The organism is Nitrospira sp. (assembly GCA_037045225.1).
In the GTDB taxonomy this organism is placed as follows: Bacteria; Nitrospirota; Nitrospiria; order Nitrospirales; family Nitrospiraceae; genus Nitrospira_A.
This window is the reverse complement of record JBAOHZ010000009.1, coordinates 3,560,226-3,583,485: the sequence shown is the minus strand read 5'-3', so window position 1 is coordinate 3,583,485 and position 23,260 is coordinate 3,560,226. Positions and strand designations below refer to the sequence as shown.

The following is a 23,260-nucleotide window of genomic DNA, read 5'->3' as shown; positions in this document are numbered from 1 at the left end:
GGACGCCTAGCTCAACCGCTCATGCGTCTCCGGCCTTCGGCAATATTCGTGAATCATGGGCAACACACGGGCCGTTTCCTGGAGAAAGGGTGGGTTATCAGGATCTGCTGCGCCCCTATTGGCCGCAGCGATGGCTTCGACACTGAACGGACAAGTGCTTTCACGGCGGAACCAGCAGGCACCAGGCTTGCCTTTAATGGCATCCCTATTAAGTCTATGAAGGAAATCTGCGTTGATGCGGCCTTCGACAAAGGCCCCTTCATGTGATTTGACTGCGTCGCCATACCCCCCGCCACTCAAGGTCGCAAAGGTCATGGCGCATCCATGGGCAATACTGGCAGCCTGCTTGTAATAGCGGAACCCGAGCATGCCGTGAAAGGCGAATGTGCCGCACAGCCATTTCGGGACCACTGTCAAGACGTTCAGATCCAGAGGCTGCCAAGACGATCGTTGAGGCATTCCGAAAGTAGACACAATCTTCCGGAAATGCGCTTGCGCCCCTTCGAACATGTCGATCTTGCGATTGTAGTGCAATTCTTTCACGCGCCGAGCCACCTCGTGCCAATCGCGTTGACATACCTCGGCATTCCCCGACTGCGCTTTCGGTTCGAGTGAGGCCGTCAAGAGGAGATGGCGCACTGTGCCCCCCTTTGGCCTTCTCGCGAGCAGCCCCTGCTGTGCGCGTTTGTGCAGAAAAGTCACCACATGATCGAGCGGTAGATTGTCCAGGAGGCCGCCGTCGACAAACCTGGTCGCGACCTCCGCCGATGGATCGGCATCGCACGGATAAACCTCGGAATACCTTCGAGGACGAAATACAGCCGGGAACGCACTGCTCGCCAGCAAGGCTTCCACGAGCAGGGCGTTGCACGGCTTGCCTTCCTGCGCTTCCCGACCGAACACATGAAGTTCGCCTTTCGTGACGTTGGTCGATGTCGCCAACAGAAATTTGTCGTGATGTGTGCGAAAATAATCGAATGGCGTGGAGGAGGGATTGTCCCCGTACGGCGCTTCCAGGTCGGTGAGGATGTGCTCCGCGATCAGCAACCTAAGTGGTTCCGCCCCCAGAAGTTCTAAGCCTGCGCCATAGCGCTCGAAGAAATAGGCAGTGTACCGTCGGAACAATTCCGCCGCTTCTTGGTACCGCTCGTCATGGACGGCACGAACAAGATCCAGCGACTCGAAGGGGCTGATGAATAAAAGGCGTGCGATACCCGCCAACACTGTTCTCGCATTCTCGTTATAGTCTCCCGCCACTTGCAGGTCGAATCGCCGAAGGAACTGGTCGAGGTTCTTCGGCGAAATGCGCACGTCGTTCGCCCGCACCATGAAACGCCGAACAAAATCGGCGAACCGATCCGTCACGACCAGGCGGTCCAGCGAGAGAAAGGTTGCGGCCAAGCGTTGGAGCGCGAGGGTACCGTCTTCGATTGTGAAGAGCCGGGCCGCCATGGCGGCCATAATAGAGCCCACAGAAGCGCCCGCGAACAGCCGAGGTTTGATGGAGGCTTGATGCACGGCGGCGAGCACGCCGATCTGGAAGACGCCCCTGAAGACACCGCCACTCAAGACGAGCGTGACCCAAGGTTCGTCGGGAACGGTCAATGACGAGTCGGTTCTGGCGAGCGTAACGGATGGCTTCGAGGGAGAATCACGGTTTTTCTTGTCACCGTTACGATGCGGCCAGAGCGGAGACGGTTGCGCGGAATCGACCAACCGTAAGGCCTGTTGTTTCGGATTCGCGTGCTGAGAAACCGCCTGATTTGGTTCAGACAGTCGGCAATGTCTGCAGACTTCAGGCAGTCCGGGACCTGGAGAGAGCCCCACACCGGCCATCATCGAGCTGGGATGCCCTTCTCGCTCGAGCAGCCCCCAGACAACATCACGACAGTTGGCGATCGCCGCATTGTCCGCGTGGCGTACGATCTCTTGCTCAAGGATGGTTTCCATAGTCCTACGGCATCCCATGGCCACGGCTTCCAGGACCATCTCTCCCTGCGCCGACGGTGATTCCGCGCTAAAGATGCGTTCGTTGAGATTCAGAGCCCGGCTTGCGTCAATGGAATGAAGATTGGCGGCGATGAAGACATCATCCCCTATCTTTGAGACGGCCTTTGGAAGAAGCTGGTTATACAGCTTGATGAGTCGATGCTCCAACCTGGTATGTTGAGCGCGCTGCAACTCCAGCGCCCGTTCAGCGAAATCCACCACAGAATCTATCGATTTCGCCAAAGGTACCGGTGCATCTCCCGACGGAACCACTCGAACCGGGTAGAGAAATATCGCGGGCACATCCGGATGGGCATGCGCTTTCAAATATTTGATAAGCACCGACACCGGCGCATCGGTCACCGGCGCAGCATCGATGTACCCGTCCCCGCCTTTGTCTCGCCCGAAGAGTTCGTCGTGTGTGATCGGCTGGAACAGAACTGGAATCGCATTGGCCGCCAGCAAGCCGTCGATGACTTGAGCTTCCATCGGAAGGACATCCACGTTGAGGCTGGAGATGTTGGCAGCCACCGGTGCCACATGGATAGCTGGTTCCCCCTTGAGATAATCGACAAACTTTTTAGGGTTCTCCTTCTCGCGAGTGGCTGCCGAGTCTTTCTGTCGAATCGACTGCTCAATCACGCTCGACAGTTTGCATTGGCCATAGTACTGAACCGGGTCCAGCAGTCGGATCAGGAGTTGTTTGAGTGGATATTGGTGCGACAATTGATCTAGAAGATCGTACCGAGACAGGAGTCTTCTTGTGAAACTCTTTCGGATGAAGGTCTTCAGCCTTCCTATAGTGGAAGATGGCCTCAACGGCGGAGTGGGCCGCACCTTGCCCCATGCAGTGCGAATCTCGTCCCAGATCGCGCCACAGAGAGAAATCACAGTCGCGCCCAGCAGAAAGAGGAGGAGGAACGCGTAGAGGACATACAGGAGTGCGAAGCTAGCCACCAAGGTGACTTTGCGTCCCGTTCCGCTAGCACGGTTACGCCAGACGCTAATCAACCTGCTCGCTGATTGTCCTTTGAGTACGCCCTTCGGTCGCAGGCATGTGGCCATAAATGGCGTAAGTCGCCAGAGATTGAAGAAGGCACCGAACAGGACACCAGCAAAATTGATAGTCGTACACCACCACCGTTTGATCGCTGAGGATTGGTTTCCAGCGCCTGCAAGGTTGAGCCATCGATAAAGAGCCTGTACGAGATAGTGAACGTCCACATGCAGAGAGAGAAGATCGTTGATCAGATTGGTCAACCCTGAGAGCGACTGCAAGTACCGCTGGCGATCGTTTCTCTCCACGTTGCAATGGAGCGGAGAATTCATGGTTGCGAGAGGCGCACGACCAGTGAGTTCGAACAGATCCGGCATGAATGCACGACGAAGCTCGCCGGGCGCATCGCGATAGGCATTCAAGAATTCACGAAACCTAGCGACCCGTGCCTCGACAATTTTCTGCGGCGAGGAGAGGTTCGACCCTGCCCGAAGGACTTCTGCCAATGCTGTTGCCGCCAGAGCCCCTGCCGATACCCCTAGCACAATGTCCGGGGCTCGGCGTTCGCTCACCAGCAGCGCATGCACCACGCCTAGATACATCGTGGTATCGAAGGCGCCTCCCCCGAAGGCGAATCCATAGATAGGCTGATCAGGTAGCCCAATTTTAGGGAGATTGGTTCCTTCCTTGAGTCGAGCATTATCCATCATCCTCCTCCAACTTGAGCCAACAGGCACAACCTTGTAACGCCTATAACTACGTAGCCGCAATAGATCTGAATGGCCCTACCAGCTATTGAAATACCACCATTCCAAAAACACATTACGTATGAACACGCGTCCAACATCTGAGCAGAAATGTCGATTTCCATCCATAATCCGCGAAGCGACATAAGGATTTGTCTCAAGATAAGTGGTCGATCATCTTAGCCTGCTAGCCACATCTCTCTTGGATTTCAGTCCGTCCACTCGTTAAGAGTCCATGTATCGTCCACGTTCTGTCACGTTGGATGTACCCACTGCATGATGTTTTGAACGACACCTTCAGTGCAGGCCGCAAAGCATGTGCCAGAAAGGCTCCGAAAGATTCTTCCCTATATTCTTCAGGTGATACGAATGGCCGTATTTTTTGGGGAGGAGAGATCGTTGATGAACTGTATTCAAAAGAATTGCAGGCAGTATCGGAATAGATACGAGCGAGCGATAAAAGTTATCGAAAATATTCGAGGTGAGAGTAGAAGGGAAGGCTAACCTTCTGCTGCAAATCGCATACTGCTCATGAAAAGATTGGACCCATTGCCTTTCTGCCTAGCCCATCTCCTGCACAGGACCAGCTAGCTGCCCGGCAGCTTCACAGCTAGCCCGCATTTTTCATGAGCACTTCTGCTGCAATCGCCGATTCACTGCTACGACGGGCTTTCGGCCGGCGGGCTCGCCCCTCGGTCCGGCCGCCTCACCGACTCGGCGCTTTCGCGACGAACCGTCATGAATAATGCGGGCAGAGATGCAATTTCAGATGAAAGTCGAAATCGGATAGTGGGTTGGTCTTGGCATCTCGCCCGATACAGGCGTCACGGTTTCTTTGCCACCACCTTGCCGTTCTCCCACACATAGATGGGTATGCCGTACATGCGAGCGGTCTTCCGGGCAACCTTGGCCGCCCGGCGCAGCGCGGCACCGACCTGTTCAGCACCAACGCTCGGTTTCGCTTTCCTTCGAGTGACTTTCACGGTTCCTCCTCCTGCAGTCTCGGCATCGGTTCGGAATTGTCGTAGAGGTCCCACTTATCTGCAAGATCCTGATATAGCATCTGAAAATTCCTCAGGCTCCGACGAAATCGACGCACGACATCGGCTCGTGGGACATCATGCCCGCCCCGACGCACCCGCACGGCGATCCGCTGGAGTGCCAGCGCGACGGAAGGCAGGGAGAGACAAGTCGGCAATTGCAGGTCACATATCTGCCTTGCCAATTTTAACGACACCCATCTTCTTCCCAAACCATACACTCCCCCCTACCGGGACGTACTTCACTCCCTCGATCCCACAGACGGCAAACCGCCGATGGTCATGCCGACGACGACGATTCCTAAGCGGCCTTGCCCGTCGGTCTGTTTTTTTCAACGACAGCCTGATCGAGGCTGCGAGCGTACCGACACCCAATGCGAACTACACTCAGCCCAATTGCACGGGCCCACCTTGGAGAAACTCCTTAGCATAGACCGGTAAGATGAAGAAGAAGGCGCTCACATCAAGATTGTACGGCGATGAAATACTGACCCCGTTCGAGAAGGAGTGAGTACCGGCGAGTGCTCCATATCCTCACACTAGGAAAATCATACCAGGCACATCCCTCTAGCCCGGCAGAATTATCTCGCCCCCTTATTGTCACGCGCTCTAAGTACTGCGTGTTTTTCAAGTGTTCTAAGTACTGCACGGCCCATCCCCGCATCACGACTCGCAATTAATCAAATCGTTGGGTGGCCACAGTCCGTTCCCGTGACTCGGCAAAAAATGCCCACTGGTTGTTCATCAGCTGCGATTTCCTGATGGCAACCTAACAGACATGGGTGAAGACGAGGTCGCAGGCAACTTGATGGCGGACGCATCCCGATTCAGACCGTTGCCTTAAGATTCTGTCGGTTGAGGCCGATACTAGACGTGCCCCTACGTATACGCCTTACGCATCTCAACAATGCTCGCGCGAAATCCATGGCACGAAGAGAGGTCTTGAAGAGCTTGCGGCGTTTAACTCGACATAGCAAGCCATGGCCGGTAGCAATCCTGTTGGCCACTGGGATCCTGATGGGTGCGCCTTCGTTGGGTCGACCGCAAACCATTCCGGATGCGGGCGTTCTACAACAACAGCCACAACAGCACATCGAACAAGAACGACGGGAACGTCTCCCAGCCCAAGCTCCCAGTCCTGCTCCTGTTCCCCCCATACATGAACCGTCGCCTCAGGCCGAGACGGTGTGGGTGAACGATTATCGGTTTGAAGGCAATACGCTGCTGACCGATGAGCAGCTCCAGTCGGTGGTTGCGCTCTATGCCGGTCGCCGAGCCGATCTGACGCTGCTGCGGGAAGCGGCTGCCGCGGTGGCCGACCGTTACCGGAAGGCCGAGTGGATCGTACGAGCCTATCTTCCCCAGCAGGATGTGAGCGACGGGCACATTCTCATCGCGATCGTAGAGGCCAGGGTCGGAGAGGTGGCGCTCGACGATCCCCCACCCACCAGGGTCCGGCCCGAACATGTGCTGGGGCCAGTACAGCGCAGCCTGACACCTGGTCACTATCTGAACACCACGGCGCTTGATCGAGGATTACTCCTGGCCGGCGATCTGGCCGGCGTCCGTGTCTCAGGAGCCCTCGAAGCCGGCGCACAACAGGCAGAGACGAATGTGCACGTCACAGCAGCCAATCAACGGCCCGTTCACGGCGAGTTCTCCGTCAACAATGCCGGTCTACGCGCCACCGGCCCGATTCAGGGTCTGGCAAACGTGAGAATTGAGAGTCCGTTTCATCGGGGGGATCGACTGGCCCTCACCGGCCTGTTTTCTGAGGGGAGCCAGTACGGACGTGTCGGCTACACGCGTCCGGTGGGGTATGACGGATGGCAAGTCGGCGCCAGTGCGTCCTGGTTGGGCTACAACCTCGTCGCACCGGAATTCGCATCGTTGAATGCAACGGGCAATGCCCAGAGTCTGGGGCTCGAAGCCCTCTATCCCGTGATTCGAGCCCGCAACTACAATTTGCAATGGTTGATGAACTACGACTATCGACGGTTCTCCAACCATGCGGCGAACGTGCAGCAGTCGAACTACCAGATTCATGAAGGCACGGTCGGGATGAGCGGCAACTGGTTCGAAGAAGTCCTAGGAACGCCAGGGGTGACGTCCGGCAGCCTCAGTCTGGTTACCGGTCAGGTGGATCAGGGGAACCGCCAGGTTGGAGAAAATCCCGCAGTGGCCGGTGCCTTCACGAAATTGCGATGGTACGTCAGCCGGCAGCAACAACTCATTCCCTGGCTCTCCCTGTTCGGGTCGTTCCTTGGTCAAAAATCGTTCAGCACGATGGACTCGGCAGAACGATTCTATCTCGGTGGGCCACAAAACGTGCGGGCCTTTCCCGTCAACGAGGCGAGTGGGTCGACCGGCTGGCTGGCGACGGCCGAGGTGCGGGGGCAGCTGCCCTGGGGATTCGATCTCACCGGTTTTTTTGACACGGGCTACGTCGAGAACTCGGCGACCATCGGTCCAAGTTATACCTTGAAAGGTGGCGGCTTCTCCGTCAGTTGGCATAGTCCCTGGGGAATTGCGTTGAATGCAACCTGGGCGCATCGGCTGGGCGACAATCCGAACCCGACCGCGACCGGCAAAGATCAGGATGGCTCGTTCATGCGAGACCGTGTCTGGTTGTCCGCGAGTTATGCCTTTTAGGCTAGACCGCCGCACCCCCTGATCCTGCAACACGTACGTTCGTTCTCGAAGACCGACCATATCGAGAAGGCCTTTTAAAACATGGCGACGCGTCGACAAGTTCAGTACGAACGGCACAGCATCCCGATGCCCATCACGGATTCATTCTGCTCTCAGCCAGTCACACGGCGCAGGCGCTCGAAGAATTCTTACGGCCGAGTCCGACACCTCCAAGCAGAGTTGTGTCGGTCGTTATTATTGGGAGACGGTTTATGATCTCGCCCACGACTCCGATGAAAGTCGCTAGCCCAGACCACGCAGATCGACGGAATGGATGGTTCGGTTACGCGGGACATCTCACGGGCCTGCTGATGGTCGCACTGGTCGCCGGACATGGTACTGGACTCGCCGAGCCACCGGCGCCGACCCAATTGCCGACAGGAGAACAGGTGGTAGGTGGCGCCGCGACCATCAGCCGGCAGCAGGCCACCATGACCATCAATCAGAGTACCTCCCGGGCCGCCATCGATTGGCACACCTTTGATATCGGCAGCCAGGCCCACGTCAATATCCGGCAACCGTCGACCGATAGTGTCCTCTTCAACCGCATCCAAGGCAACAATCCGAGCCAGATTTTCGGTGGACTGACCGCCAATGGACAAGTGTACCTTTCCAATCCGAGCGGGTTTTATTTTGCGCCGAGTGCGTCCGTCAACGTCGGCGGACTCGTCGCCACCACACACCAACTCAGTCTTGATGAATTCATGGCCGGGCGCGATCGTTTCAGCCGCAACGGGTCCACCGGCGGCATCCTCAACGAAGGCCAACTGAAAGCGGCCTTGGGTGGTTACATCGCCCTGCTGGCTCCCGAGGTTCGTAATCACGGCGTCATCATGGCCGAACTCGGTACCGTCGCACTGGCGGCAGGCGAAGCCTACGAATTGCGTTTCGATCCGGCACGACGCCTGGAGGGTCTTCGTGTCGAGCCCGCCCAGATTCGAACGCTGGTCGAAAACAAACAGGCAGTGCTGGCTCCAGGCGGATTGATTGTGCTCTCGGCACAGGGAGCCAGTCAGCTCCAAGGGAGCGTCGTCCGTCATGATGGAACGCTCGAAGCCTCCAGCTTGGTCAGCAAGGGCGGGCGCATCATGTTGGAAGGAGATGCCATTACCCTGGGGGCACATTCGACCATTGCGGCCTCAGGGGCGACCGGCGGCGGAGAAGTGTTAGTCGGCGGCGGGTGGCAAGGCTCCGGCGAGATGCGACAGGCGACCACCGTGACGATGGCATCCGACTCGCACATTGATGTCAGCGCCACACAACGCGGCGACGGAGGCACAGCCGTCCTCTGGAGCGATGTACGGAACCCAGCCGGCAGCACACGCGTGGCGGGCAGTATTCTCGCCAATGGCGGCCCCGAAGGAGGAGATGGAGGCCGTGTCGAAACATCCGGCTACCACCTTGATGTTGACCAGGCACAGGTGACGGCCGGCGCACCGCGCGGCCAGGGAGGCCGGTGGTTGCTGGACCCGGTTGGTAACACCACCTTATCCGATGCCAGCAGCATCGTCAGTTCACTCAACAGCGGCACCAGCGTCGAGTACTTTGTCGACAACGGTCACCTGACGATGGCCACCAACATCAACAAGACCAGCGGTGGCGACGCCACGCTCACGATAAAGGCCGACGGCAACATCGCCTTCATCAACCAAAACCAGTCGATCACGTCCACCTCCGGCCGGTTGAACACACTGCTGTGGGCCGATCAAGACAGTTCTGTCGGCGGCTGGTTGCTGTTGAATCCCGGCACCAGCATCCAAACCAACGGCGGCGGCCTCTGGATGGGCGGTGGCAGCGGCACCATGAGCTGGACGCCGTATGCCGGCGGCTCCCCAATCACCGTGGGCAGCGGTGCGGCCACCGCGTTCGGCTCGGCCGATATCTATCGTTATGGAGGGATCAACTTGAGCGGCGGCGGCGGGTCCAGCATCAGGCTGAACGCCGGGGCAGGCAACGTGTATCTGAGTGGCACCAACATCTCCACCGCAGACAGTTACCTGACCGGTACGCGCCTCTTCAACACGCAGATTACCGGCGCCGGGGTGACCTTGATCGGCAGCGGCAGCGCCGGGAACAGCACCTTTGCCAATCATTGGGGGGTCAGCCTGGAGTCAGCCTCCAGTATCACCGCGTCCGGAACCGTGACGCTCAACGGCACGGGCGGTGGCAGCAGCGCCAGCGGCGGTAACCATTATGGCGTGTTGCTGGATAACTCGACGATCAGCACCACGAGCAACCCCATCACCATCACCGGTACCGGCGGCAGTTCCGTCGGCGCCAACAACCATGGCGTCAGGCTCAGTGGTACCGCGTCGGTTCACGCCACTTCAGGCCAGATCAGCATCACAGGCACGGGAGGTGGTTCGGGTGGTTCCAGCAACAACGATGGTGTGGCCATCGAGGGCAGCGGGGGCTCGGTGTACACCACCGGCAGCAGCACCGTAGCGCTGACCGGTACCAAAGGGCTCGGCGCAAACTCCGAAGGCATTGCGACCAACCTATCCGTCGGCGGGACGGCAACGTTGGGCCATGCCAGGCAAACCGGTAACCTCGACCTGGTGGCCTCCAATATCTCCTTTGGCAGCACCGGCACCAGCCAGATACTGGGCACCGGTGCGGCGAGCATTACGCCACTGAACGCGACGAGCGCGTTCACCGCCGCCGGCGACTTCAGCAACCTGGCGCTGAGCAGCAGCCTGACAGGCCTGACCATCGGCAACAGGGTGAACACGGCGGACATCACGCTGGGGAGGGTAACCAGCATCGACGGGCCGGTCAACCTGTACGGCGGCAACGTCAACCTCAACGCCAACCTCTCCACCACCAACGCGACCACAGGGGATGTGAGCATCACCGCCAGCACCGGCCTCACCGGCAGCAGCGGCATCACCTTGGCCAATGGACGCACACTCACCGTCACGCAAAGCGGCAATACAACCTACAACGGGGTGATCAGCGGGAGCGGAGCCGGCTTGACCAAACTGGGTATCGGCGATCTCAGTCTCGGCGGCGCCAGCACCTATACTGGTGCGACCACGGTGAGCGGCGGCATCCTGTCGCTGGCCGCGGCCGACCGCCTGCCCGACAGCACCGCTCTCACTGTGGACGCCGGCGCCACCTTCAGCCTGAACGGCTTCAACGAGACGGTGGGCTCCATCGCCGGCAACGGCCTCATCGTCAACGGCGCTGTGGTGCGCGACGGCCTGGTGTTGTGGCTGGACGCGGGCAACACCTCCTCGTACAACGGAACTGGCAACACGTGGTATGACCTGAGCGGCAATGGGTACCACAGCACGATCTACGGGAGTCCTACCTATTCCAGCGCCAATAGTCTCTTCACGTTTGCCAATAACAGTCAGTACGTGCGCCTCTCAACACTTCCGGCCAATTTTCTCGGTAGTACGGTCACTGGCATAACGATATTCAGCGTGGCCAACTTCGGCGCCACCGCCGAGAACTGGGAACGTGTGGTCGATTTGGGCAATGCCGGCGCAGGTGGCAATGCCCCCAACCACAACATCATCCTGTCACGCGCCGGCACTGCCAGCCGGCTGAACTTCGAGATTTACACCGACACGAACTCGGCCAACCCTCACGCAGTCGGCACCAACAGCGCCATTACCAACGGCAAGTCCAGCTATGCCGGCACGGCTGACGGCACCAATTTCAAGATCTTCAAGGACGGGACACTCAACACCACCACCGCCCAAACCGCGCTACCCACCGCCGTGACACGCAACGACAACTTCATCGGCAAGAGCAACTGGACAGGGGACGATACATTCCGCGGAGACATCGGCACCCTGATGGTTTACAACCGTGCCCTCTCAGCGGCCGAGATCGCCAAGAATCACCAGTTGCTGTTCAACCGCAGTGAAGCCACGCTGACGGTGGGAGGGAACAATGCCAGCAGCACCTTCAGTGGTCAGATTGAAAACGGCGTGGGGACGTTGAATCTTGTGAAACAAGGCAGTGGCACACTCACGCTCACCGGTGCCAACAGCTATGCCGGCACGACCACGGTGTCCGCTGGTACGCTGGCAGTGGGCAATGGGGGCAGCACGGGGACATTGGGCAGCGGCGTGGTGACGAGCAATGCGGCATTGGTGTTCAACCGCTCGGGCAACGTGGCACTCAGTACGATGGCCTCAAACGCCGGCGGCATCGGGGGCACCGGCAGCGTCAGCGCCACCGCGTCCGGCGACCTCACGATCGATCGATCCATCAGCGTCGGTGGGCCGGTCACGCTGACGGCCAGCAACGGCAATCTCGCTATCAGCAGTGCGGTTTCCACGCCCGCCAGTACGATCACGCTGAGTGCCGGCAGCGGTGGTACTGTGACCCAGGGGGTCAGCGGCTCGCTGAGCGCAACGAACCTGGCTCTGTTGGGCGGCAACGTCACGCTTGAACACAGCGCCAATGCCATCTCAACCTTAGCGGCCAGTGGCGTCACGACGTTGACCTATGCCGATAACAATGCGTTGACCATCGGCACGGTCGGTGCGACCACCGGCATCAACGCAACGGGGCCTGTCCGCATCGAAACCTTGAGTGGTGACTTGACGGTCGCCCAGAATATCGCCACCACCAACACAGGAACCTCCGCACTGATCCTCAATGCCGGGAAAGCCACGGCTGCTGGGACCGCGACCGGCGGGAACCTGCTGATTAGTGGGGCGCCGACGATGACGATTGGCTCGGGAGGTCGTGCCACGTTGTATTCCGGGAGCATCAGCGGCAGCACCGGACTCACCGGCCTAGTCGGGAGCGGCAGCGGCCGCTTCCGATATAACAGCGACGAATCCACCACGAACTACACGTTAGCGCTCGGCAGTGGGCTGCATGGCATCTACCGAGAAAATCCCACCGTCAGTGTCGCGGTAGAGAATAAGACGATGACCTACGGAGACGCGCTGCCGACGTGGACCTATACCACCAGCGGCATGGTCAACGGCGACCAATTAGCACAGGCGTTTGCGAGTCCGAGTGTGTCAGTCGGTGGGACCACCTCGACCAGTGGTCGCTATACCGCGGGCAACCATACGCTGACCGCATCGGGTATGACGAGCAGCCAACTTGGGTATGCAGTCGGTACGCTCACAACCGGCACAATGACCGTCAATACCAAGTCGGCCACCCTCAGCGGCCTGACCGCCGCCGATAAAGTCTACGACGGGACGACGGCGGCCACGGTCGCGCACAGCGGCGCCAGTTTCAGCGGCCTCGTGGCCGGCGATACCGTCACGGCCTCAGGCACCACCGGCACCTTCGCCACCAAGCAGGTCGGCACCGGCAAGACCGTCACCTTGACCGGCACCACCTACGGTGGCGCCGATGCCGGCAACTACACGTTCACCGACCAGAGCAGCACCACCGCGGCCATCACGGCCAAGGCGGCCACCCTCAGCGGCCTGACCGCCGCCGATAAAGTCTACGACGGGACGACGACGGCCACGGTCGCCCACAGCGGCGCCAGTTTCAGCGGCCTCGTGGCCGGCGATACCGTCACGGCCTCAGGCACCACCGGCACCTTCGCCACCAAGCAGGTCGGCACCGGCAAGACCGTCACCTTGACCGGCACCACCTACGGCGGCGCCGATGCCGGCAACTATACGTTCACCGACCAGAGCAGCACCACCGCAGCCATCACGGCCAAGGCGGCCACCCTCAGCGGCCTGACCGCCGCCGATAAAGTCTACGACGGGACGACGGCGGCCACGGTCGCGCACAGCGGCGCCAGCTTCAGCGGCCTCGTCGCCGGCGATACCGTCACGGCCTCAGGCACCACCGGCACCTTCGCCACCAAGCAGGTCGGCACCGGCAAGACCGTCACCTTGACCGGCACCACCTACGGCGGCGCCGATGCCGGCAACTACACGTTCACCGACCAGAGCAGCACCACCGCAGCCATCACGGCCAAGGCGGCCGCCCTCAGCGGCCTGACCGCCGCCGATAAAGTCTACGACGGGACGACGGCGGCCACGGTCGCACACAGCGGCGCCAGTTTCAGCGGCCTCGTCGCCGGCGATACCGTCACGGCCTCAGGCACCACCGGCACCTTCGCCACCAAGCAGGTCGGCACCGGCAAGACCGTCACCTTGACCGGCACCACCTACGGCGGCGCCGATGCCGGCAACTATACGTTCACCGACCAGAGCAGCACCACCGCAGCCATCACGGCCAAGGCGGCCACCCTCAGCGGCCTGACCGCCGCCGATAAAGTCTACGACGGGACGACGGCGGCCACGGTCGCGCACAGCGGCGCCAGCTTCAGCGGCCTCGTCGCCGGCGATACCGTCACGGCCTCAGGCACCACCGGCACCTTCGCCACCAAGCAGGTCGGCACCGGCAAGACCGTCACCTTGACCGGCACCACCTACGGCGGCGCCGATGCCGGCAACTATACGTTCACCGACCAGAGCAGCACCACCGCAGCCATCACGGCCAAGGCGGCCACCCTCAGCGGCCTGACCGCCGCCGATAAAGTCTACGACGGGACGACGGCGGCCACGGTCGCGCACAGCGGCGCCAGCTTCAGCGGCCTCGTCGCCGGCGATACCGTCACGGCCTCAGGCACCACCGGCACCTTCGCCACCAAGCAGGTCGGCACCGGCAAGACCGTCACCTTGACCGGCACCACCTACGGCGGCGCCGATGCCGGCAACTACACGTTCACCGACCAGAGCAGCACCACCGCAGCCATCACGGCCAAGGCGGCCGCCCTCAGCGGCCTGACCGCCGCCGATAAAGTCTACGACGGGACGACGGCGGCCACGGTCGCACACAGCGGCGCCAGTTTCAGCGGCCTCGTCGCCGGCGATACCGTCACGGCCTCAGGCACCACCGGCACCTTCGCCACCAAGCAGGTCGGCACCGGCAAGACCGTCACCTTGACCGGCACCACCTACGGCGGCGCCGATGCCGGCAACTATACGTTCACCGACCAGAGCAGCACCACCGCAGCCATCACGGCCAAGGCGGCCACCCTCAGCGGCCTGACCGCCGCCGATAAAGTCTACGACGGGACGACGGCGGCCACGGTCGCGCACAGCGGCGCCAGCTTCAGCGGCCTCGTCGCCGGCGATACCGTCACGGCCTCAGGCACCACCGGCACCTTCGCCACCAAGCAGGTCGGCACCGGCAAGACCGTCACCTTGACCGGCACCACCTACGGCGGCGCCGATGCCGGCAACTATACGTTCACCGACCAGAGCAGCACCACCGCAGCCATCACGGCCAAGGCACTCGCGATCGATCTGCAAGGGCAGGGAACCCGTGTCTATGATGGTACGACGACGATCCTCCTCAACAGTGTCACTCCGAGCCTTACGGGAGTGGTTAGCGGCGACACGGTCAACGTTGCCACCGGCAATGTCACTGGTTTTCTCGATAAGAATGCCGGCACAAACAAGGCGGTGATCTACAGCGGGTTCGGTCTCAGCGGAGCCGATGCGGGAAATTATGAACTCTCTACCGGCAGTGCGTCCTCGACCGCCTCGATCACTCCGAAAGCCGTGACCGTGAGCGGCCTGACCGCGGCCAATAAAGTCTACGATGGCACGACGAGTGCCACGGTCGCCCACAGCGGCGCCACCTTCACCGGCCTGGTCGCCGGCGATACCGTCACGGCCAGTGGGACGATCGGAATATTTGCCGATGCATTGGTCGGCGTTGCCAAGCCCGTGACCTTAACCGGCACCGTCTACGGCGGAGCCGATGCGGGGAACTATGCCTTTACACACCAGACCGCCACAAGCGCTTCCATCGTGGCTCGGAACACGTCGTCACAATTCCAGCAGTACCTTGGGGGCATCACGCAATTAAGCCAAAACTACAAGCCCGTTCCTGGCTCTTCCTCCACTCTGCCGCCACAGAGCCTACCCCTTGTGAGTGACATACGTGCATCCACCGGAGGAGCCGGCACGGCAGGGTTGGCCACGCTCTTCCCAATCGATGGACTCATCGTGAACTGGATTCGCGAGCACTCAGTCGATGGCACCCGCATCGTCACTGTCTCGATTCCACAATCCATCATTGCACGCGGAGACATGATTTCGTTCGAACTACCGGAAGACCTCATTACGGCACTGACTACCACGCCAAATCTATTTGCCCAGACAAACGGGAATCCGTTACCGGTGTGGTTGGAATACAACGAGACGAAAGGACAATTCCGAATTGCGGAACCAGCCACCATCTCTTCCTTGCCTTACGAAGTGGTCGCGAACCTGGATCAGTCGCGCGTCCTGGTGAGGATTGATACGCGTTAGAATTGATGGCGGCCGCACGGATGTGAATATCGCGTACGCTGGCTCTTGGCAATGTAGAGCTTGTGGTGATTCGCACATCAAATTCTGTCATACAGGTCAGGTCTTGTATTCGAACAATCCCGACGACCGGTAAGTGCTCGCCTCAGCAGTCGAGGGATCCGCAGATCTGCTCCTAACGGAAGTGCACGAGCAGTTGGCTGGCCCATCACGCCCCGCTCACACTCGTCGATCCTCGCGGTTGCTGGCCTTAGAGAGACTATCCGTCCTTCCGGTCTGGAATCCGCGGTCCCACAGCAAGACCTAGTTACGCCTCACATGCGCGCGTCGGACAAAGGCCTACATAGGCCGCGCGTTCTGTGTGCAGGAGGACGACCAGGCCGCGCGCCTTACCCCTCAAGACATCCCCTCCTCACTCCGATACAGAAACAGGAAACCCTGTTCCTCATTTCCCAGGAGGTCGCATGTCCAACATCATCGAACAAATCGACAAGGCCATCGGTGCGCATGGAGCGTGGAAGGTGAAGCTGCGGCAAAACATCGATGGGACGCTGGCGCTGGTCCCGGCTGAGGTCGGGGTGGACAACCGTTGCGAATTCGGCAAGTGGCTATACAGTCTGACCGGCACCCCCACTGCCACAGACCCCTACTACAAAGAGATCCTCGAACTACACAAGTCATTCCACAAGATCGCGGCGACAGTCGTCACCAAAGTGCAATCGGGGGATAAACCCGGCGCCGAAGCGTCGATCGGCTTGAAGGGCGACTACACGATCGCGTCGTCCAAATTGACGGCCAAGATGGTGGAGTGGAAGAAAACAGCCGCAAAGGCAGCCTGATTGAGCGCGGTCTCACTCGGGAGAAACTCCCTGGAACCTAGGGAGTTTCTCCCGAACCGTACCGGCGCCATCCGGCATTCATTACTCATTCGTTCGAGACACTCTTCCTTCGAGTGCTTGTTTTTGCTGGCACGTTCATCACTTCAGACATCATCGCTCCGCACGGCACGATCCCTGCTCTGTGCTGCTTTAGAATCAACCGGACAGAGACACTATGCCCTCATCCATCCTGCTCATCGACGACAGCCCCGGCGAATGTGAACTTTTTCGCCAGGCCCTGACGCAGTCCGGATACAAGGGACGCTTGGAGATCACCGATGGCAGCCATACGGCAATGACCTATCTTCACGATCACGTGCCCAGCGATGAACCGGGCTTGATCCTGCTCGACCTCAAGTTGAAGGGGGAACGCGGGGTGGATCTGCTGACACGCTTGAAACAGGATGCGCGATTTGCACCGATTCCAGTGGTGATCCTCACCAGCTCCGACGACGCCATGGATGTGCGGGCCTGCTACCAGGCCGGGGCCAACGGCTACGTGGTCAAGCCGGGGCAATTCGATGACCTTGTGAGCCTTTCCCTCCACCTCTGGAAATTCTGGCTCGAACACAACTGCACCCGACGGATGGCCACCTCATGCTGACCCGCGCCGCCCTCAAAAATCCCTACGCCGTCTTTGCGCTCTGCATGATCGCGCTGATCCTAGGCGCCGTCTCCTATCAGAAGATGCGCGTGGACATCTTTCCCGAGATCAAACTGCCCTCGATTCTCGTCACGACGTTCTATCGCGGATTGAGCCCCAGCGAAATGGAAGGGGCGATCACGCTCAAGATGGAGCAACGCTTCGTCGAGGCCAGTTATGTCGAACACATCGAATCCCAGTCGCTCTCCGGGATGAGTTACATCAAGGTGTTCTTCCAGCCGGACTATGGGATCGATGCGGCCCAATCGGAGTTGACCAGTCTGGCCTACAGCATCATCCGTCTGCTGCCGCCCGGCGTCTACCCGCCCTCCGTCTATAAGTTTGGCGTATCCAGTCTGCCGGTCGGATACCTCTCCATCTCCAGCGACACACTCGGCCCCAAGGAAATCCGAGACCTGGCATACTTCAACGTACGCCAACAGATCGCGACTATTCCCGGCATTTCCTTCGGCCCTCCGCTGGGCGGCAAGGTCCGGCAAATCACCGTCTTTCTCGACCAACAACGACTGCTTGCGCGCGGCGTGTCTCCGTCCGAAGTGGTCAATGCACTCAATGCGCAGAGCGCCATCATCCCGGCGGGCAACATCAAAATCGGCGACCTCGACTACTACGTCTACTCCAACAGCCTCATTGACGTGGTGGACAAGATCAACGACATTCCCATCAAGATCGTGAACGGCACTCCGGTGTTGATCCGCGACATCGGCACCGCCGCCGATAGCGCCGCCGTGCAGACCTCGATCGTGCGGGTGAACGGCCGCGAAGCAACCTATATTCCGATCACCAGGCAGGAGGGCGCCAACACCCTGGAAGTCACCGACGGCATTCGTGCGAAGCTCTCAAAGCTCACGGAGATTCCGTCCGGGACAACCATCAAGTTTATCTACGACCAATCACTCTACATTCGCCAGGCCATTGCCAATTTGCAGAAAGAAGGCCTCCTCGGTGCCGGACTGGCCGGCCTCATGATTTTCATTTTCCTGGCGAGTGTCAAAGCGGCACTCGTCGTCGGGCTGGCCATTCCTCTGTCGTTGACCGCCGCGCTGGTGGCGCTCTACCTCACCGGGCAAAGCGTGAACTTGATGACGCTGGGCGGGCTCGCCCTGGTGATCGGCACCCTGCTGGACAACAACATCGTCGTGCAGGAGAATCTGCACCGGCATTTGGAGATGGGCAAGGACGGGCGTTCGGCGGCGGAGGACAGCGCGATGGAGCTGACGCTACCGATCCTGGTTGCGACGATCTGCATCCTCATCGTCTATCTGCCCATCATGTTTTTTACCGGCATCGTGAAGTATCTCTTCGTGCCGCTGGCCATGACGGTGGCCTTTGCCATGTTGGCCGACTATGTCGTCTCCATGTCGGTAACGCCGGTCGTCTTGGCTTGGCTCTACCAAGCCGGGCATGCCAAGTCGTCCGATCATGAGGCATCGGCCGACGAGGGGTGGTTCCGGTATGTGTTGGCCATCTACGAACCGTTGCTCATGGCCGGCGTACGATTCAAACCCGTCGTGATCGGCTTGGCTGCGCTCGCCCTGGTCGCCACCGCAGTCTTTCTGTTGCCTCGTCTCCATACCGAGTTCTTTCCCAAGGTGGATGCAGGCAATTTCACGATGCTGGTGGTGGCGCCGGAAGGTTCACGAATCGAAAAGACCACGGCCATCGTGGGTCAAATCGAACAACTCGTGCACGACACGATCCCGAAAGACGACCTGGAAGAAGTCATCTCAAACACCGGGCTGTACTATGGCGATGCCGCTCGTTTCGCGCCGAACACGGGCAACCATACCGCCTTCGTGCTCGTGAACCTGGTCACCGGCCACAAGGGCCACACGGAAGACTACATTACGGACCTACGCAAACAGTTTAAGACTTCGTTGCCCGGCGTCGAGATCGCCTTCCAAACCGGCGGCATCATCAGCGATGTGTTGAACTTCGGCCTCAAAGCCCCCATCGACATCCAGGTCAAGGGTCCCAACCTCGACATCGTCAGGCCGGTGGCGGAGCAAATCCAGCAACGGATCGCGCAGGTGCCTAACACAGTTGACGTGCGGATCAAGCAGGGCAAGAGTTATCCCGAACTGCATATCGATGTGGATCGTACCAAAGCCGCCTACTACGGCATCAACCAGAACCGCGTCGTGGTCGACGTAGTGACCGGCATCAGCTCCAACCTCGCCCTCTCTCCCAATTATTGGCTGGATCCCAAGACCGCCAACGGCTATTTCCTGCTGGCGCAGTACCCTGAGCAGTCGCTCACCACCACGGAAAACCTGCTCAACATCCCGATCATCGGTGCGCGCACGCCGCTGCTACCAACCGCCAGCCTCACGGGCGGCGGCATGCAAGGCTCCACGTTGGCACTGCAGAACACGCCGTTTGCTGGACGGCAGATGGAGATGACAAGCGGGTACTACGCCTCGGGAGACGACCGGCGTGGACCGCCCGTCCTGCTGCGGGATGTGGCCTCTCTAAAATTCAAGACCGGTCCCGATTCGATCGATCACTATGACCTCTCGCGATTGATCAACGTGCTGGTGACGCCGGTGGGAAACGATCTCGGCCGCGTGGCGAAGGATATCGAAAAGGCGTTGGCCGGCGTTCCCCTGCCAAAAGACGTCACGGTGCACTTGCGCGGCGAAGTGGCCAACATGCGCGGCGCGATCCAGAACTTCGCCCTGGCCCTCCCGCTCGCCGTGGTGCTGATCTATCTCGTGATGGTGGCCTTGTTCCGGTCGTTCATCGATCCCCTCATCATCCTGGTGGCCGTGCCGCTCGGATGGATCGGCACGGTGCTGACCCTGCACCTCACGAATACCTCGGTCAATGTTGAATCCATGATCGGCACGTTGATGATGATGGGCATCGTGGTCTCGAACAGTATTCTGCTCGTCGATTTTGCCAATCGTATGGTCCGCCACGGATCAACCGCCGAACATGCCGTACTGGAAGCCGGCCGGCGGCGCATCCGGCCGATTCTCATGACGGCCCTCGCAACGATCCTCGGCCTACTGCCGCTGGCCCTCGGCTTCGGAGAAGGCAATGAAACCATGGTGCCCCTGGCCCGTGCGGTGGTCGGCGGCCTGGCGGTCAGCACGATCATGACCCTCTTGGTGGTCCCGGTCATGCACTCCTTGGTGTTGATTCGCCGGGAACGTCCCCCTGTGTCTTCGACCGCACCCGCGACTCTGGAGGAAATTTAATGACCGAACAGGTAGTTCCACCCCCTCTCGTCCAGCGATCCAACCGTACGCCACTCTGGATTGGGACCGCCGTGCTCCTGGTCCTGGCGATCGGCGGCTATCTCTCTTGGCAGAGTGACGAACCGGCTGACCCCTCGGCTCCGGCAAAACCGGCTGCGACGGCGCAATCGGACAAGTCAGCCGCCCCGACTCCCTCAGAGTTGGATTCGACGCCGGTCGATGTGCAGGTCACGAAACCGACCCGTCGAGACCTGGTCTATACGATCAAGCTCCCAGCCAATGTATCGCCGCTCTACCAGACGACGCTCTACGCCAAGGTCTCCGGTTATCTGAAATGGATCGGCCCCGACAAGGGCGATGCCGTCAAAAAGAACCAAGTCGTCGCCGTGATCGACGCCCCGGAAGTCGAAGAGCAGTACCAGCAGGCGGTGTCGGATTACAAAATCAAACAATTGACCTACGAGCGGCTCGCCAAGGTGTGGAAGGAATCGCCGGACGTGATTGCGAAACAGGATGTGGACGTGGCGGAAGCGTCCTATCAAGGGGCTCGACACCTCATGGAGCAACGTGTCGCGATGCGGGACTACACCAAAGTCCGCGCGCCCTATGACGGCATCGTCACCGCGCGTTTTGCCGACCCCGGCTCATTGATTCAGATCGCCACCTCGTCGGCCACCAGTGCCATTCCGCTGTTTACGATCATGGACCTCAACACGGTTCGTGTTTATGCAAATGTCCCGCAGGACGACAGCCCCTGGATCGTGCCCGGCACAACCAGCGCAACTGTGAAAGTCACGGAGCTGCCCAACCGCACATTCAGTGGCGTGGTCACGCGCTCCACGCTGGCGCTTGATCCCGCGACGCGAAGCCTCCTGATTGAGATCGATCTGCCCAATGCAGACCATGCGCTCCGTCCAGGAACCTTCGCCGAAGTGGCACTCGGGTTGCGGGAAATTCCCCAGGCTCTCGTCGTTCCACCACAGGCAGTCATCAGCACACCCAAAGGTAAATCGGTCTTCATCGTCGAAGAGGGCAAAGCCAAATCGGTCGTGGTACAGACCGGCATCAGCGATGGCCGCTGGATCGAAATCACCTCCGGTTTGCAGGGCCACGAAGAGGTCGTCGCGGTCGGTAAACGCCGTCTGCTGGACGGTATGCCGGTTCAAGGCTCGCCGTTTAATCTGCCTGACGCCAAACTATCCCAACAGAAATTTGAGCGTCGCGTTCCCGGGGGCACGCCCCCGCCGCCGACCTCCGCACCGAACGGGACCTCGCAGAAACAGGGAGAACGCCCATGAGACGCTTGTCGCGCCATACGGTCCTTCTGACACTGACAACACTGGCCTTGACCGCGCTGTTGACCTCTGCCTCGCAGGCCGAGGAGACAGAACCGCCCCTGACGTTGCCCCACGGCAGCTTTCTGGGCGTACAGCGCGCCGTCGATATTGCGGTGAAAAACCACCCCATGCTGCTCGAAGGCGCGGCGAATCTGAAAGCCTCGGAAGCGCGCACCGAACAGGCTCGCTCCCTCTACTACCCGCAAGTCTATGCGAACGCCAACACGATAGCAGGCGCCGGGGTGAGCAACCCGCGCTTCATGGTCGGCGGTGGATTGCTCCGTGAAAACCAGTCCACCTTCACCGGCGGCGTGATCGCCAACCAACGCATCTACGACTTCGGCTACACGAGCAATCTGGTGGAGTCGAGCAAACTCGCCGAACGCGCACAGGGACAAGATGTCAGTGCTCGCCGCGCCCTGGTGTTGCTGTATGTGCAACGAGCCTACCTGAATAGTCTCAAGCGGAAGCGGCTGGTCCAGATTGCGGAAGAAACCGTCCGAGAGCGCGGGATCATCGCCGGGCAGATCGAAACCCTCTATCGCCAACAACTGAAATCGAAGCTCGACTTCGATCTGGCGCATGTGGAGCTGGTCAATGCGCAATCGCTTCTGGTGCGCAGCCGCAACGATTTGAAAGCCAGCTATGCCGATTTGAACCGGACCATGGGCATTGTCGGAGCCGACGACTACGTTCTCGAAGATATTTCCGTGGAGGTGCGACCGCAGAAGACACTGGAGAGCCTGATCAACGAAAGCCTGTCGCATCCGGAAGTGAAACGCGCGAAGGAACAGACTGCATCAGCCGATGCGAGGCTGACCGCGACCAAACGCCAGTACCTGCCGACGGTCTCGGCGATCGCCAGTGGCGGCACCTTCGATCCTTTCGATGCCCGCCAGAACCAGCAGACCGGCGGCTGGTGGATGGCCGGCGCGATGGTGTCGATGCCCCTCTTCACCGGATTTCTGATCGAGAATCAGGTCGTGGAGGCCAACGCCAATCGTCAGGCCGCCTCCGCTGCAACCAGCAACATCGAACAGGCGTTGACGCAACAGGTGACCAACGCCTACCTCGACACCCTGACCTTCGCGCAACAAATTACCCTGGCTGAAGAACAGGTCAAGACGGCGCAGGAAGCCTTGCAGCTTTCAAAGCAACGCTACAAACTGGGGCTAGGCACGGTGGTGGAAGTGACCCAATCCGAAGTGGCGGTGACGGCGGCACAAACCCGGCTCGCAGAAACTCAATTCGACTACAAGATCGCGGAAGTCACGCTGGCCTATACCTCGCAAGGCGACGACACAGGGCACGCGCTGTTATTAAGTCGCGTCAGCCCCCCTTCACCGGATGCCGTGGGCCCGCACCCAGCCAATTAGCCAACGGGTGAGTCCGTAGCCGGAGCAGGTCTCCTCATTCGTGAAGCGTCGTTCACCTCTCCTGTCTTCAGC

At 60.0% G+C, this 23,260-nt stretch carries 9 protein-coding genes; 7 read left to right on the top strand and 2 right to left on the bottom strand.

Going from position 1 to position 23,260, the window contains the following annotated elements; genetic code table 11:
- Positions 1-6: 6 nt before the first annotated feature.
- On the bottom strand, positions 7-3,696 hold the full coding sequence (locus V9G17_17775; protein ID MEI2754445.1) for a patatin-like phospholipase family protein: 3,690 nt from the start codon (positions 3,694-3,696) through the stop codon (positions 7-9).
- Positions 3,697-4,556: 860 nt separating this feature from the next.
- Positions 4,557-4,715 carry a hypothetical protein gene (locus V9G17_17770; protein MEI2754444.1) on the bottom strand — a complete coding sequence of 53 codons (159 nt, stop codon included), beginning with the start codon at positions 4,713-4,715 and terminating at the stop codon, positions 4,557-4,559.
- A gap of 1,089 nt (positions 4,716-5,804) precedes the next feature.
- On the opposite strand from V9G17_17770, the gene V9G17_17765 reads away from it, so the two are divergent.
- The 7 genes from V9G17_17765 to V9G17_17735 all read left to right on the top strand — a co-directional run bounded on the left by V9G17_17765 (position 5,805) and on the right by V9G17_17735 (position 23,188).
- On the top strand, positions 5,805-7,424 hold the full coding sequence (locus V9G17_17765) for a ShlB/FhaC/HecB family hemolysin secretion/activation protein (protein MEI2754443.1): 1,620 nt from the start codon (positions 5,805-5,807) through the stop codon (positions 7,422-7,424).
- A gap of 251 nt (positions 7,425-7,675) precedes the next feature.
- Entirely contained in the window at positions 7,676-15,733 is an 8,058-nt protein-coding gene (locus V9G17_17760) for a YDG domain-containing protein (GenBank protein MEI2754442.1), read from the top strand.
- A gap of 461 nt (positions 15,734-16,194) precedes the next feature.
- Complete coding sequence (locus V9G17_17755; protein ID MEI2754441.1) at positions 16,195-16,569, top strand: CZB domain-containing protein; 375 nt, start codon at positions 16,195-16,197, stop codon at positions 16,567-16,569.
- Positions 16,570-16,783: 214 nt separating this feature from the next.
- Entirely contained in the window at positions 16,784-17,212 is a 429-nt protein-coding gene (locus V9G17_17750; GenBank protein MEI2754440.1) for a response regulator, read from the top strand.
- Positions 17,206-20,475 (top strand): efflux RND transporter permease subunit, encoded by a 3,270-nt coding sequence (locus V9G17_17745; protein MEI2754439.1) that lies wholly within the window; start codon positions 17,206-17,208, stop codon positions 20,473-20,475. The genes V9G17_17750 and V9G17_17745 overlap by 7 nt, the downstream gene beginning before the upstream one ends.
- On the top strand, positions 20,475-21,773 hold the full coding sequence (locus V9G17_17740; protein ID MEI2754438.1) for an efflux RND transporter periplasmic adaptor subunit: 1,299 nt from the start codon (positions 20,475-20,477) through the stop codon (positions 21,771-21,773). The genes V9G17_17745 and V9G17_17740 overlap by 1 nt, the downstream gene beginning before the upstream one ends.
- Entirely contained in the window at positions 21,770-23,188 is a 1,419-nt protein-coding gene (locus V9G17_17735) for a TolC family protein (GenBank protein MEI2754437.1), read from the top strand. The genes V9G17_17740 and V9G17_17735 overlap by 4 nt, the downstream gene beginning before the upstream one ends.
- Positions 23,189-23,260: the final 72 nt, after the last annotated feature.